At 69.7% G+C, this 16,454-nt stretch carries 1 protein-coding gene (cut by a window edge); it reads right to left on the minus strand.

Annotation, left to right across the window (positions count from 1 at the left end; translation table 11 throughout):
• Nucleotides 1-16,454: the 3' portion of a protein-glutamine glutaminase family protein gene (locus OG422_RS25440; protein WP_405745971.1), read on the minus strand. The gene runs 25,201 nt beyond the window's last position; 16,454 of the gene's 41,655 nt are visible here — the last part of the coding sequence; the start codon falls outside the window, past its right edge — the gene reads right to left on this strand; its stop codon occupies nt 1-3.

Here is a 16,454-nt window from a genome sequence, read left to right on the forward strand (position 1 = left end):
CTACTGCGCCGACTCGCAGAGCCTGACGACCAGGTTCTCCGGGCGGGGAATGCCCTCCATCCTGGCAATCAACTCGGGGGCGGTGTGGTGCCACAGCACGCTGTCGCCCAGGCGCGCGAAGCCGTACTCCGTGAGCATCTCGGAGGTCAACACCGCCCCGTTGGTCTCGACGAGCACCAGGTCCGCACCGGGGACGAGGCCGCTGGAAAGGGTGAGCCCCGCGGCCCGCCCCAGCAGCATCAGGACGATGTTCGGGGCGTCGGAGTCGTCCCCGAACGCCGCCCCGCGCAGGTGCAGGACACGCGGTGGCTGCCCGCCACCCTGGCCGCCCGTCGCGAGCAGGGGCGCCACGGGACTCTCCGCCGTCAGCTCCTCGGTGTTCAAGGTGCCGATCCGGTAGCGGATAAGGCCGAGCGCCGAGCCGCTACGTGTCGTTGCGTCGGAGGCGGCCCACTCGATGACCTCAAGCCGTCCGTCGACCAGATCCTGGTCGACGACGAGCGGCACCAGACGAGCGGGGACGGCCGGGGCGGTGTCCTGGCCGGCGCCGGTTGTGCGCGACGGCGCGGCGCCCAGGTTGGCGAGCGGCAGCGGCGCCGGCGCCGGGAGGACCGGCGCCTGCTCCGCCGCGGGCTCCTGGCCCTGCGACACCGGAGCCGACAGGGTCTGCGGTGCCGGTGCGGGTGCCGTCGCCTGCGGCGCGGTTTCCTGTGTCGCCTGCGGTGCGATCGTCTGCGGCGGCGCCGCCGCGGCGTTGTGCGGCAGGAGCAGCTGGAACTCCGCCACCGGCGGCACCACGAACTGCTCCGGCCCCGGCACGGTGACCGTGACCTGGAGCGAGGTGTCCTCGCCGCCGTGGTTCACCCCCTCATCGATCCAGGACCTGACGGTGTGCGGTGTGTCCTGGGGCGGGCCGGTGTGCTGCTCGTCGGTGAGCGTCACGGGTTCGCCGGCGAGGAACGCGGCGCGCTGTGCGCCGGTGAGCAGGTCCCGCACCTGCTCGGGGAGGGCGGCGAGGTCCTCCTCGCGCTGTGCCAGTGACGCGGCCGCCGCCGTCTCACGCGCCGCTGCCACGCCGTCCAGGAAGAGCGCCCTCTCCACCTGCCGGACCGCAGTGCCCAGCTTCGCCCGGCGTCGGCCGGACTCCTCGTCGGTGCCGGAGATCTCTGTGGACCACTCCAGGATCCCGGAGGCGAGCTCGAACCGCTTTCCTGTGCCGCCCGCCAGCAGCTCCTGCGGAGTGAGGCTGTAGAACTCCGCGACCTCGGCCAGTGCAAAGGGCACGTCGCCGCCCAGCGCCTGGGTCGTGGTCACGAGGTGTACTGCGTCCTGGCCGGTCAGGCCCATGGTGAGCAGGGTGCGGGGGGTGGACCTCATTTGCTCAGCGAGGTCCACCAGGTGGGGCCGCGACTCCTGGGGGAGGTCGAGGGCGCGGGCGAGGCGCACCAGCTCCTGGGCGTTGAACCACGGGTGCCGGCGCACGTTACTGAGCTTGGCGAACCGCCGCTGGCTCAGGCCCAGTTGCCGGGCACGCCAGGTGGCGATGGCCGGGATGAGGGCGTCGTCGTGACTCTCGGCGTACGCCCACAGCCTGCGGCGCTGCCGGAGCGTCATCCGGTCGTAGCTGTCGTTCGCCAGGAGGGGCGTTCGCCTCCCCGTCTGTGCCACGTATTCCGCGAGAGTGGGAAGCTCCTCGATCCCCACGCCCCATGTGCGGAGTGTGTGGAGCAGCAGGACGACGAAGGTGCGTTCATTGCTACTGCCGTTGGCCAGCTTCTGGAAATTGACACCGTGCTGCTCCAGCAGCGGGCGGAAGTGCTCACGCGTCCAGTTGAGGAGGGTGTCGCCGCGCTCCGCGAGGGCTTGGAGGTGGCTCCCGAACACGCGGACCAGGTCGCGCTGGTCGCCTCGCATGTCGAGGGTGTCGGCGATGTCCACGAGGGTGAACGCCACGGCCGGGGCTACGTCCAGTTGTTGGGCGAGTGCGCTGACCTCGTCCACCACGGGCCGGTTGACGTTCGCACTGTACTCGTAGAGGGCGTGGATCAGGTCGGTGTGCGCGCCGGTCTCGCGGAGGTAGTCGGCGATGTCCACGAGCGCGATGCCGTTGTCGGCCAGAGCCTGGTACTGCTCGACCTCTCGGCCGCCGCCGGCAGTGCCGATGCGGCCTGCCCCCTGGGCGACCTCCAACTCCATCGCCGCCGCGAGCGCGTGCCCGCCGGGGGCCAGAGGGAATATCTCCCGGATATCGATCTGGCTCATGGCCTCCGACAGGGACGCGGTGGTCTCGATCTGTCCGACAAAGTCGACGAAGTCCCTGCCCCGCATCTCGTCGAACGGGTGCTGCGCCATCAGGGAGAACACGTGCCAGGGCGAGAACCGTGGTGCGCTCCACTCCTGCTCGGCGGCGTTGCCGGGGCCGGTGAACGCGGGGTCGGACAGGGCCCGGAACAGCCAGGCACGGTCTCGCGGTGTGTAGGCCCTCGCAATGGTGGCGAAGTCCTTGAGCAGCCGCTCGTAGTCCGGGGTGACCGGGAGGCCGAAGACGTGGAGGAAGTGCTCGATGGCGGCGTGTTCGTCGTTGAGCAGCCCTGGCCGGGCCGACCAGTGGATGTCGGCGAGCGCCTCCTGTTGGTCCGGGGCTTGGGCGAGTTCGCCGAGTGCGGCAATGGTCCGCCGCACCTCCGGGTCGGACTCCTGGGTCTGCTGCTGGCGGGCCAGAGGGGCGAACAGCTCCCGCAGCACCTGCGGCGCGGCGAGGGAGTGGAGTGCGTCCAGCTGGATGGGGAAGCGGCTGAGTACCTGGTAGAAGGCGCGGGGGTTGCTGCGCAGTCCGAGGGTGTCGAGCGATTCCTGGAGGGCTTCGGGGAACGGGACTTCGCCCGTGATGTGGAAGAGGCGGATGAGGCGGACGAGGTCGCCGATCCGGATGTCCAGCATGTCCTGCAGGGTGCCCAGGCGCAGGATCTTCCCGGCGGTGAGGCCGTGGAGCACGGCGCGGTCCCTTTGATGCAGGCCGGTTGCGACCGCGTCGACCACCGACAGCGGTGCGAGGTCTTCCCGTGCCGTGATCCAGGACGCGACGGTGCCCGGCGCGCCCTCGGGAAGACCGGTGCGCTGCTCGTCGGTCAGCGTCACCGGCTCGCCGGCGAGGAAGGCGGCGCGCTGCTTTTTGGTGAGCAGGTTCTGCACCTGCGGGGGGAGGGCGGCGAGGTCTTCCGCACGCTGGCGGTGCGACGCGGCCGCCGCCTCCTCCTGCGCTGCGGCCAGGCCGTTGAGGAACAGTGCCTCCGCCACCCGGCCGACCGCACGGTCCAGCCCCGCCCGGCGACGGACGGTCTCGGCGCGGTCATGGGGGCCGAAGACCGAGGGCCACCACAGGATCTGGGACGCCAGCCAGGCCCGCTCCTGCTTGTCGGCCGCCACCAGCTCCTGCGGGGTGAGGCCGTAAGCCTTCGCGACTTTGATCAACGCCCGCGGGATTCCGCGCAGCGCCTGGGCCAGGGTCACGAGGTGTGCTGCATCCTGGCCGGTCAGGCCCGCGAGGATCAGTTCGTTCGGCAAGGTGCGGAGCTGTTCGGCGAGGGCGACCAGGGAGGGCCGCGCCTCTTGGGGCAGCTTGAGGGCGCGGGAGAGGGCCACCAGATTCTGGGCATTGAACCAGCGGTGGTAGCCCGCTTCGCTGAGTGCGTCGAACCACTCCCGGCTCAGCCCCAGCTCCAGCCTGAGGTCCCGGGCGTTGTGCCAGGCGCCGACGGCCGGGATGAGGTCGTCGCGGTTCGCGGCGGCGTACTCCCACAGCTCGCGGCGCAGTGCGGGTGTCGCCGCGTGGTAGCTGTTCCCCGGCAGCTCGGGGGCCTGCGGGTCGTGAGCCGCCAGGTACTCGACGAGTTCCGGGAGCAGCTCGATACCGGCGTCCCAGATGTGGAGCGCGGTGAGCAACGAGGTGATGGAGGCGGCTTCCGTTCCGCCGTGCGTGATCAGATCCAGGACGCTGATGCCGTGCTGCGCCAGCAGCGCTCCGAGGCCCCGGTCCCTCTCGTGAAGGAGGGGCTCACCGGGCTCTGTGCGGTTTTGGAAGTAGTCCCCGAACGCGTCGAGCAGGGCGTGCTGTTCGTCTTGCAGGCCGAGGAGGTGGGCGAGGTGCAGAAGGCTGCTCGCCGACACCGGGTCGACCTGCAGCCCTGCGGCGAATGCGTGGACGTCGTCCGTGTGGCGTTGTGTGCGTTGGGCTTCTGTGCCGATCCAGGGCGTGAGGGTGTGCGGTGTGCCCTCGGGCAGGCCGTCGCGCTGCTCGTCGGTGAGCGTCACCGGCTCGCCGGCGAGGAAGGTGGCGCGCTGCTCGTCGGTGAGCAGGTTCTGCACCTGCGGGAGGAGGGCGCGGAGGTCTTCCTCACGCTGTGCCTGTGAGGCGGCTTCCGCTGCTGCGCGTGCGGCTTCGGGGCCTTCCAGGAGAAGTGCCTTCGCCACCTGGTCGACCACGTCGCCCAGGTCGGACCGGCGACGGTCGGCCTCGGCACCGTGGAACGGAGGCCACTTCAGGATCTGGAACGCCAGCCAGATGCGTCCCTCTGCGCCGGCCGCCATCAACTCCTGCGGAGTCGTGCGGTACCTCTCCGCGACCTGGGTCAGAGCCAGGGGAACGGCGCCCAGTTCCTGGGCCAGGGTCACGAGGTGTGCTGCGTCCCGGGCGGTCAGGTTCAGGGTGAGCAGGTCGCGGGGCAGGGTGTGGAGCTGTTCGGCCAGGGCGACCAGGTGGGGCCGTGCCTCTATGGGCAGGTCGAGCTTGTGGACGAGGTGGACCAGTTCCCGGACGCTGAACCAGGGCCTTGCGTCGTTGAGCGCGCGGAACTGTTCCGCGGGCAGTGCCCGTTCCTGGGGGCTGAACGAGGGCTGTGCATCGTTGAGTGCCTGGAACTGTTCCGGGGTCAGTTGCAGTTGCTGAGCGCGCCAGTCGGCGACGGCCGGGATGAGGTCGTCGCGGTGCGCGGCGGCGTACTCCCACAGTGCGCGGCGTTGTGCGGGTGTTGCTGTGTGGTAGCTGTTCCTTGCCAGCTGGAATGTCTGGGGGACGTGGGCCTTCAGGTGTGTGCCGAGTTCTGGGAGTTCGTCGATTCCGGCGTCCCAGGTCTGGAGCGCGGTGAGCAGTGAGGTGACGTGGGCGGCTTCGGCTCCGTCGGGCGTGAGCAGGGCTTGGGTGTCGATGCCGTGCTGTGCCAGGAGCGTTCCGAGGTCCCGGTCCCTCCAGCGGAGGAGGGTGTCGTCGTTCTGCTCCGCGAGGTCCTGGAGGTGGTTCCCGAACACGTCGAGCAGGGCGTGGTGGTCGTCTTGCAGGCCGAGGAGGTGGGCGATGTGCAGGAGGCTGAGTGCCGACGTCGGGTCGACGTGCAGGTCTTCGGTGAGGGTGCGGAGGGTGTCCGTGTGGTGCTGCGTGCGCCGGTCTTCCGTGCCGATCCAGGGGGTGAGGGTGTGAGGTGTGTTCTGGGGCAGGCCGGTGCGCTGCTCGTCGGTGAGCGTCACCGGCTCGCCGGTGAGGAAGGTGGTGCGCTGGTCTTCGGTGAGCAGGTCCCGCACCTGCGGGGGGAGGGCGCGGAGGTCTTCCTCACGCTGTGCCCGGGAGGCGGTTTCTGCTGCTGTGCGTGCGGCTTCGGGGCCTTCCAGGAGGAGTGTCTTCGCGACCTGGTCGACGGCGTTGCCCAGGGCTGTCCGGCGTTGGTAGGCGTCGGCGTCGGTGCCGTGGATCGCGGGCCACTTCAGGACCTGGAAAGCCAGCCAGATGCGTCCCTGTGCGCCGGCCGCCATCAACTCCTGCGGAGTCGTGCGGTAGATCTCCGCGACCTGGAGCAGGGCGTGGGGCACTCCGCCCAGTGCCTGGGCCAGGGTCACGAGGTGTGCTGCGTCCTCGCCGATCAGGCCCACGGCGCGCAGGGTGTGGGGTACGGACGCCAACTGCACGGCGAGGTCGACCAGCTGAGGCCGCGCCTCGTGGGGCAGGTCGAGCTTGCGGGCGAGGTTCACCAGGTCCCGGGCGTCGTCCGCGTCGTTGAGCTCGGTGAGCCGTTCCGGGGTCACTCCGAGTTCCTGGGCGCGCCAGGCGGCGACGGCAGGGATGAGGGCGCGGCGGTGCTCGGCGGCGTACTGCCACAGTGCGCGGCGCTGTGCGCGTGTTGCCGCGTGGTAGCTGTTCTCCGGCAGCTCGGGTGCCTGCGGGTCGTGAACCGTCAGGTATTCGAGGAGTGCCGGGAGTTCCTCGATACCGGCGTCCCAGCGGTGGAGCGCGGTGAACAGTGAGAGGAGGACGGAGGCTTCGGCTTCGTCGCGCGTGCCCAGGGCCCGGCCGTTGATGCCGTGCAGTACCAGCAGATCTGAGAGGTCGTGATAATTCCAGTGGGCGAGGGCGGTGCCCTGCTCCGCGAGGTCCCGGAAGTAGCTCTGGAACACGTCGAACGTGGCCTCATGTTGGCCGTGCAGGCCGGGGAGGCTGGAGACGCGCAGAAGGCCGAGCGCCAGGGCCGGATCGACGTCCAGCTCTTCGGCGATTGCGCGGACCTCGTCCACCACGGGCCGTCCGGCCTGCACGCTGTACTGGTAGAGGGCGTGCATCAGGTCGCTGGGCGCGCCGGTCTGGCGGACGTAGTCGACGGTGCTCACGAGCGTGACGCCGTTCGCGGCCAGCCGCCGGTAGCCTTCGACGCTCTGCTCGCCCCCGACGTTGCCGATGCGGCCTGCCCGGTAGGCGACCTCCGCCTCCATTGCCGCCATGAGCGTGTGCCCGCCGGGGGCCAGCACGAGCTCGTCCCGGATGTCGACCCCGCGCATGATGAGCGCCCTATGGCTCACTGCGTTGTCGATCCGTTCGAGGAAGGCGGGGAAGTTCTCGTTGCGCATCTCGTCGAACGGGTACCAGGCCATCAGGTGGTACATGTGCAGCGGCGAGAGCCATCGTCCGGACCACGCCCGCCGGTCGGCGTTGCCGGGGCCGGTGAACGCGGGGTCGGACAGGGCCCGGAACAGCCAGGAACGGTCCTGCGGGGTGTGCGCCCCCGCCAAGGTGGCGAAATCCTTGAGCAGCCGCTCGTGGTCCGGGGTGACCGGGAGGCCGAAGATGTGGAGGAAGAGCTGGATGGCGGCTTGTTCGTTGTCGAGCAGTCCCGGCTGTTCCGACCAGTGGATGCCGGAGACCCTTCCCTGCTGGGCGGGGAGCCGGGACAGCCTGTCGAGCAGGGCGACGGTGTTCAACACCTCCGGGTCGGACTCCCGGGTCTGCCGGTTGACCAGTCGTTCGAACAGCAACTTCAGCGCTTCCCGTGCGCCGAGGGCGTGAAGAGCATCCAGCCGCATGGGGCGGTGCTTGAGCACGTGGTAGAGGGCGCGGGGGTTGTTGAGCAGATCGAGGTTGTCGAGTGATATCCGGAAGGTTTCGGGGTCCGGGATCTCGCCCGTGGCGCGGACGAGGTCGACGAGGTCGCGCATCCGGATGTCCAGCATGCGGTGCAGGGCGCCCAGGCGCACGACCTCCCAGTCGGTGAAGCCCGTGAGGACGTCGCCGTGTTCCCGGATCAGGGCGGACGCGAGGTCCTCAGGCGACGCTCGGCGGTATTCGGGCAGCCCGAAGACATCGCCGTAGATCGGCGGGTGGTAACCGGCACCGGCCGGCGTCACCACAGTGGTCACCCTGCCTTCGCGGTCGACTTGCCTGAGGGCCCGGCGGAAGTCCATGCGGCGCTGCGTGCGCCGGTCTTCCGTGCCGATCCAGGACCCGAGGGCGTCCGGTGCGACCGGCGGGTCGGCGCGCCGCTCGTCGATGATCCTCATGGTCTCGCCGGCAAGGAATGCGGCGCGTTGCTGGGCGGTGGGGGCGATGAATTCGCTGTCGAGGAGGGCGGTGCGCTGCTCGTCGGTGAGCGTGACGGGTCGGCCGTCGTGGAATGCGGTGCGCTGTTGGTGGGTGAGTGCGGTGTGTTCGGCGTCGAGGAACGCGGTGCGCTGCTCGTCGGTGAACGTGACGGGTTTGCCGGTGAGGAGGGCGACGTGCTGTGGGTGGGTGAGCGTCAAGGGTTGGCCGGCGAGGAGTGTGGGGCGCTGCTCGGTGGTGAAGGTGACGGGTCGGCCGGTGAGGAGGGCGATGCGCTGGACGTCGGTGAGCGTGACGAATCGGCGGGCGAGGAGTGCTTTGCCCTGGTCCTCGGTGAGCCTTACGGGTGCGGCGGCGAGGAACGCGATGCCCTGTTCCTCGGTGAGCGTTACCAGCTCGCCGTCGCGGAATGCGGCGCGCTGCTCTTCGGTGAACAGGCTCTGCACCCGCAGGGGCAGGGCGGCGAAGTCTTCCTTACGCTGGTGGTCCGAAGCGGCTACCGCCGCCTCGCGCGCTGCGACCACGCCGTTGAGGAACAGTGCCTTCGCCACCTGGCTGACCGCGTCGCTCATCCCCGCCCGGCGACGGTTGGTCTCGGCATCGTTGTAGGGGCCGAGGACCGAGGGCCACCGCAGGTACTGGGACACCATCCAGTCCCGCGCCTGCTCGTTGGTCGCCACCAGCTCCTGCGGGGTGATGTCGAAGGCCGTGGCGACCTCGGCCAGGGCACGGGGCACTTCGCCCACCGCCTGGGCCAGGATCAAGAGGTGTACTGCATCCTGGCCGGTCAGGCGGAAATCGCGCAGATCGTGCGGCACGGCACCGACCTGTTCGGCGAGGGAGACCAGGTGGGGCCGCGCCTTTCGGGGAAGGTCGAGGTCATGGGCGAGGGCCACCAGTTCCCGGGCGTTGAACCAGGGGTGGCGGGCCGTGTTGCTGAGTTCGACGAACCATTTCCGGGGCAGCCCCAGCGCCTCTCCCAGTCGCAGTTCCTGGGCGGTGGGTGCCGCCGGCGTCCGGGTGGAGGCAGAGCTCTCCCCGGAGTTTTGGTGGTTCGGTGCGGTGGTGCTGTGGCTGCTGGAGCCGGAGCCGGAGCCGCCGGCCTGGTTCGCCGAGTTCTCCGGGGCGGAGCGGTCGCGCTGGTTGCGGGGTGTGCCGCCCACGCGGCGCCGCTTGCGCCGGTCTTCCGCGCCGATCCAGGACGTGACGGTGTCCGGCGTGTTCCGGGGCAGGCCGCCGCGCTGATCGCCGGTCAGTGTCAGCCGTTCGCCGGCGAGGAATGCGGCGCGCTGGTCTTCGGTGAGCCGGTCCCGTACCTGCTGGGGGAGGGCGGCGAGGTCTTCCGCACGCTGTGCCTGTGACGCGGCTTCCGCCGCGGCGTGTGCCGCTGCGGGTCCTTCCAGGAACAGTGCCGTCCCCACCTGGGCGATCGCGTGGTCCTGGCCCGTCCGGCGTCGGCGGGCCTCTTCGTCGGTGCCGATGATCGGGGGCCACTTCAGAATCCCGGACGCGAGCCCGGCCCACCTCTGTGCGCTGTACGCCACCAGCTCCTGCGGAGTCGTGTGGTACCTCTCCGCGACCTGTGCCAGAGCCAGGGGAACGGCGTCCAGTTCCTGTGTCAGTCGCACGAGGTGTGCTGCGTCCTCGCCAGTCAGCTTCAGGGCGAGCAGGGTGCGGGGCACGGTGCGGAGCTGTTCGGCGAGGTCGACCAGGTGGGGCCGTGCCTCTTGGGGCAGGTCGAGGTTGACGGCGAGGTGCAGCAGTTCCCGGGCGTTGAACCAGGGGTGGAGGACCGCGTCGTTGAGCTCGTCGAACCGTTCCTGGGTCAGCCCCAGATCCTGGGCGCGCCAGGCGGCGACGACCGGAATGAGGGCGTCGCGGTGCGCGACGGCGTACTGCCACAGCGCGCGGCGCTCTTCAGGCGCTGTGTTGTTGTTGCCGTAGCTGCGGGAGTGCAGCGAGGGTGCCTGTGCGTCGTGAACCGTCAGGTATTCGGCGAGTGAGGCGAGCTCGTCGATATCGGCGTCCCATGTGTGGAGCGCGGTGATCAGCGAGATGAGGTGGGGGGCTTCGTTTCCGCCGTGCCGGACCACGTCTTGGGCGTCGAAACCGTGGTCTTCCAGCAGGTCTTCGAAGTCCGCCTCCCCCCAACGGATGAGGGTGTCGCCCCGCGCCGCGATGTCTCGGAGGTGGTCCTTGAACGCGGTGAGCACGTTGCGCTGTTCGCCTTGCAGGCCGAGGGTCTCGGCGACGAACAGGAGGTTGGACGCCACGGCCGGGTCGACGTGCAGCTCTTCGGCGAGTGCGCGGACCTCGTTCACCAAGGGCCGATCGCTGCTCGCGCTGAATTCGTAGAGGGCGTGGATCAGGTCGCTGTGCGCGCCGGTCTCGTGGACGTAGTCGGCGATCTCCGCGAGGGAGATGCCGCGCTCGGCCAGATACTGGTACTCCCTGGTGTTTCGGCCCCCACCGGTGTTGTCGATGTTGCCTGCCCGGTAGGCGACTTGGCGCTTGATCGCCGCCATGAGCATTTGCCCGCCGGGGGGCAGCTGGAGCTCTTGCCGGATGTCCACCCCCACGCGGAGAGCCCTCGTGTTCACGGTGTTGTCGATCCGTCCGAGGAAGGTGGCGAAGTCCTCGTTGCGCATCGCGTCGAACCGGTGCCAGGACATCAGGTGGAACACGTGCAGCGGCGAGAGCCACCGTCCGTTCCACTGCCGCTGGTGGGCGTAGCCGGGGCCGGTGAACGCGAGGTCGGACAGGGTCCGGAACAGCCAGGCACGGTCCTGCGGTCCGCGAGCCCCCGCAAGGGTGGCGAAATCCTTGAGCAGCCGCCCGGAGCCCTCGCTGACCGGGATGCCGAAGGCGCCGGAGAAGTAATCGATGGCGGCTTGTTCGTCGTCGAGCAGTCCTGGCTGTTCCGACCAGTGGAGGCCGGCGACCCTTCCCTGCCGGGCGGGGTGCCGGGACAGTTTGTCGAGCACGGTGACGGTCTGACGCACCTGCGACTCGGAGTCCCCGGTCCCCGGGGTGCCCAGTGAGTGGAACACTGCCTTCAGCACCAATGGTGTGGCGAGGGAGTGGAGTGTGTCCAGCCGCATGGGGCGGTGCGTGAGCACCTGGTAGAGGGCGCGGGGGTTGTCGTTCAGTTCGAGGGCGTCGAGTGATTGCCGGAGCGCTACGGGGGCCGGGACTTCGCCCGTGGCGCCGACGAGGTCGACGAGGTCGCTCATCGAGATGTGCAGCATGCGGTGCAGGGTGCCCAGGCGCACGACCTCCCAGGCGGTGAAGCCCGTGAGGATGTTGCCGTGTTCCTGGATCAGGGCGGACGCGACCTCCTGAGGCGACGCTTGACTGTACTCGGGCAGCCCGGAGACGTAGACCGGAGGGCGGACACCGGCGACGGCCGGCGACGCCGGAGTGATCGTCGTGCCTTCGAGGTCGATTTGGCTGAGGGACCTGCGGAAGTCCATGGGGCGCCGCATGCGCCGGTCTTCCGTGCCGATCCAGGACCCGAGGGTGTCCGGCGTCGTCGCGGGTGAGTCGGTCCACAGCGTCGCGGCGCCGGCGAGGAGTGCGGTGCGCTGTGCGTCGGTGAGCGTCGTGGGTTCGGCGGCGAGGAATGTGGTGCGCTGTTCGTCGGTGAGCGTCACGGGTTGGCGGGCGCGCAGTGCGGTGTGCTGTGCGTTGGTGAGCGTGACGAGTTCGTCGGAGAGGAGCGCGGTGCGCTGTGCGCTGGTGAGCGTGACGGGTTCGTAGGGGAGGAGTGCGGTGCGCTGCGGTCCGGTGAGCGTCACCGGCTCGCCCCGGAGGAACGCGTCGCGCTGGTCGGTGCCGAGCAGGTTCTGCACATGCTGGGGCAGGGCGGCGAGGTCTTGCGCACGCTGGTGGTGCGACGCGGCTGCCGCCGCCTCGTGCGCTGCGGCCAGGCCGTTGAGGAACAGTGCCCTCTCCACCTGACTGGCCGCGGTGTTCAGCCCCGCCCGGCGACGGTTGGTCTCGGCATCGTTGTAGGGGCCGAAGACCGAGGGCCACCGCAGGAACTGGGACACCACCCAGGCCCGCGCCTGCGTGCTGGAGGCCAGGAGCCCCTGCGGGGTGCTGCCGCAGGCCCTGGCCACCTCGGACAACGCCAGCGGGATTCCGCCTACTGCCTGGGCCAGGGTCACGAGGTGTGCTGCCGACCCGCCGGTCAGGCGGAAGAAGCGCAGGTCGTGCGGCATGGCGCGGAGCTGTTCGGCGAGGTCGACCAGATGGGGCCACGCCGCTTCGGGGAGGGCGAGGCGGTGGGCGAGGTTCACCAGTTTCCGGGCGTTGAACCAGGGGTGGCGGGTGGCGTCGTGGAGCGCGTCGAGCCGTTCCCGGGTCAGCCCCAGACTCAGGTCCTGGGCGCGCCAGGCGGCGACGGCCGGGGTGAGGGTGTCGCGGCGCTCGGCGGCGTACTGCCACAGTGCGCGGCGCTGTTCGGGTGTTGCTTCGGCGTAGCTGTCCACCGGCAGCTGGGGTGCCTGTGGGTCGTGAACCGTCAGGTATTCGACGATTTCCGGGAGTTCCTCGATACCGGCGTTCCACGTGTGGAGCGCGGTGAGCAGGGAGAGGGCGTGGGAGGTTTCGGTTCCGCCCCTGACCAGGTGGAAGACGTCGATGCCGTGCTGTGCCAGCAGCTGTCCGAGGTTCCATTCCCTCAAACGGAAGGCGTCGCCCTCCGCTTCGAGGTTCCGGAGGTAGCCCATGAACACATGGAGCAGGTTGCGCTGTCCGCCCTGCAGGCCGAGGAGCTCGACGACGTGCAGAAGGCTGGACGCCAGGTCCGGAACGACGCCCAGCTCCGCGGCGAGTGCGTGGACGTCGTCCGTGTGGCGCTGAGTACGCCGGTCTTCTGTGCCGAGCCAGGGCGTGAGCGTGTGGGGTGAGCCCTGGGGCAGACGGGCGCGCTGTTGGGCGGTGAGCATCACCGGTTCGCCCGTGAGGAAGGTGGCGCGCTGCTCTTTGGTGAGCAGGTTCTGCACATGCTGCGGCAGGGCGACGAGGTCTTCCGCACGCTGGTGGTGCGAAGCGGTTGCCGCCGCAGTCAGTACTGCCTGGGGACCCTCCACGAGGAATGCCCGTATCACCTGCTTGACCGCGGTGCTCAGGCTCGCCCGGCGCCGGACGGCCTCGGCGTCGGCACCCTGGATCGAGGGCCACTTCAGATAGCGGAACGCCAGCCAGATGTGTTCCTGTACGCCGGCCGCCATCAACTCCTGCGGAGTCGTGTGGTACATCTCCGCGACCACGAGCAGTGCGCGGGGCACTCCGCCCAGTGCCTGGGACCAGGTCACGAGGTGTGCTGCGTCCAGGCCGGTCAGGCCCAGGCTGCGCAGCTCGTACGGCACGGTGCCGAGCTGTTCAGCGAGGCCCAGCAGGTGGGGCGCCGCCCCATTGGGAAGGGCGAGGTCGCGGGCGAGGCCCACCAGGAGGGGCATCGCCTCTCCGGGGAGGGTGAGGCCCACCGGTGCCTGGGTGGGTACCGTCGGCGTCTGGGGGGAGTCAGAGCTCTCCCCGGAGTTTTCGTGGTGGTGCGGTGCGGTGGCGCTGCGGCTGCTGGAGCCGGAGCCGGAACCGCCGGCCTGGTTCGCCGAGTTCTCCGGGGCGGAGCCGTCGTGCCGGTTGCGGGGTGTGCCGCCCACGCGGCGCCGCTTGCGCCGGTCTTCCGTGCCGATCCAGGAGGTGATGGTGTCCGGCGTGTTCCGCGGCAGGCCGGTGCGCTGCTCGTTGGTCAGTGTCAGCCGTTCGCCGGCGAGGAATGCGGTGCGCTGGTCTTCGGTGAGCAGGTCCCGCACCTGCGGGGGGAGGGCGCGGAGGTCTTCCTCACGCTGTGCCCGGGAGGCGGCTTCCGCCGCTGCGCGTGCGGCTTCGGGGCCTTCCAGGAGGAGTGCCTTCGCCACCTGGTCGACCGCGCGGGCCACGCCCATCCGGCGTCGGCGGAGCTCGGGGTCGGTGTTGGGGCCGATGATCGGGGGCCACTTCAAGATTCCGAACGCGAGCCCGGTCAGCGTCTCCTCGCTGGCCACCAGCAGTTCCTGCGGGGCGAGGTCGTAAGCGTCCGCAACCTGGGTCAGAGCGAGGGGAACGGCGCCCAGTTCCTGTGTCAGTCGCACGAGGTGTGCTGCGTCCTGGCCGGTCAGGTTCAGGGTGAGCAGGTCGCGGGGCAGGGTGTGGAGCTGTTCGGCGAGGGCGACCAGGTGGGGCCGTGCCTCTATGGGCAGGTCGAGCTTGTGGACGAGGTGGACCAGTTCCCGGACGCTGAACCAGGGCCTTGCGTCGTTGAGCGCGCGGAACTGTTCCGGGGACAGTTCCCGTTCCTGGGTGCTGAACGAGGGCTGTGCGTCGTTGAGTGCGTGGAACTGTTCCGAGGTCAGTTGCAGTTGCTGAGCGCGCCAGTCGGCGACGGCCGGGATGAGGTCGTCGCGGTGCGCGGCGGCGTACTCCCACAGTGCGCGGCGTTGTGCGGGTGTTGCTGTGTGGTAGCTGTTCCTTGCCAGCTGGAATGTCTGGGGGACGTGGGCCTTCAGGTGTGTGCCGAGTGCCGGGAGTTCGTCGATTCCGGCGTCCCAGGTCTGGAGCGCGGTGAGCAGTGAGGTGACGTGGGCGGCTTCGGCTCCGTCGGGCATGAGCAGGGCCTGGACGTCGATGCCGTGCTGTGCCAGGAGCGTTCCGAGGTCCCGGTCCCTCCAGCGGAGGAGGGTGTCGTCGCCCTGCTCCGCGAGGTCCTGGAGGTATTCCCCGAACACGTCGAGCAGGGCGTGGTGGTCGTCTTCCAGGCCGAGGAGGTCGGCGAGGTGCAGAAGGCTGAGTGCCGACGTCGGGTCGACGTGCAGCTCTTCGGTGAGGGTGCGGACGTTGTCCGTGTGGCGTTGCGTGCGCCGGTCTTCTGTGCCGATCCAGGGGGTGAGGGTGTGGGGTGTGCCCTCGGGCAGGCCGGTGCGCTGCTCGTCGGTGAGCGTCACCGGCTCGCCGGTGAGGAAGGTGGTGCGCTGGTCTTCGGTGAGCAGGTCCCGCACCTGCGGGGGGAGGGCGCGGAGGTCTTCTGCGCGCTGTGCTTGTGAGGCGGTTTCCGCTGCTGCGCGTGCGGCTTCGGGGCCTTCCAGGAGGAGTGTCTTCGCGACCTGGTCGACGGCGTTGCCCAGGGCTGTCCGGCGTTGGTAGGCGTCGGCGTCGGTGCCGTGGATCGCGGGCCACTTCAGGACCTGGAAAGCCAGCCAGATGCGTCCCTGTGCGCCGGCCGCCATCAACTCCTGCGGAGTCGTGCGGTAGATCTCCGCGACCTGGAGCAGGGCGTGGGGCACTCCGCCCAGTGCCTGGGCCAGGGTCACGAGGTGTGCTGCGTCCTCGCCGATCAGGTTCAGGGGGAGCAGGGTGCGGGGCACGGTGTGGAGCTGTTCGGCGAGGGCGACCAGGTGGGGCCGCGCCTCGTGGGGCACGTCGAGGATGTGGGCGAGGTTCACCAGGTCCCGGGCGCTGAACCAGGGGGGGCGGACCGTGTCGTTGAGCTCGTTGAACCGTTCCGGGTGCAGCCCCAGGCCCTGGGCGCGCCAGGCAGCGACGCCCGGGATGACGGCGTCGCGGTGCGCGACGGCGTACTGCCACAGTGCGCGGCGCTGTTCGGGTGTTGCCGCGTAATAGTTGTTCTCCGGCAGCTGGAGTGCCTGCGGGGCGTAACCCGTCAGGTATTTGAGGAGTTCCGGGAGTTCATCGAAGCCGACGTCCCAGGTGTGGAGCGCGTCGAGCAGCGGGATGAGGCTGGGGGCTCCGTTTTCCTCAAGCCCGATCAAGTCCTGGACATTGAAATCGAGCTCCTTCAGCAGCGGTTCGAATTCCTCATTCTGCCAGTTGAGAAGGGTATCGCCCTGCTCCGCGAGGTTTTGGAGGTAGTCCTTGAACGCGGTGAACACCTTGTGCTGTTCGTCCTCCGGCTCGTCGTGCAGCTCAAGGGTATGGATGACAAGCAGGAGGTTGAACGCCACGGCCGGGTCGACGTGCAGTTGTTCGGCGAGTGCGCGGACCTCGTTCACCACGGGCCGGTCGAGGTCCGCGCTGTACTGGTAGAGGGCGTGCATCAGGTCGCTGTGCGCGCCGGTCTCGTGGACGTAGTCGGCGATTACCGAGAACGTGACCTCGTCGTCGATGAGGTCCCAGTACCGCTGGACGGTTCGGCCGCCCCCGGTGTTGCCGATGCGGCCTGCCCGGGAGGCGACCTCCGCCTCCAATGCCGCCATGAGCTCCTGCCCGCCGTGGGGCAGCGGGAGCTCTTCCCGGATGTCGGCACTCATCAAGAGCGCCCGATGGCTCACGGCGTTGTCGATGCGTTCGAGGAAGGCGGGGAAGTCCTCGTTGCGCATCGCGTCGAACGGGTGCCAGGACATCAGGTGGAATATGTGCAGCGGCGAGAGCCATCGTCCGGTCCACGCCCGCCGACTGGCGTTGCCGGGGCCGGTGAACGCGGGGTCGGACAGGGTCCGGAACAGCCAGGCACGGTCCTGCGGTGTGTAGGCCCTCGCCAAGGCGGCGAAATCCCGGAGGGTTTGCAGGTACTCCGCAGGGTCTTGGAGGCCGAAGA

It is taken from the genome of Streptomyces sp. NBC_01525 (assembly GCF_045040405.1).
GTDB lineage: Bacteria > Actinomycetota > Actinomycetes > Streptomycetales > Streptomycetaceae > Streptomyces > Streptomyces benahoarensis.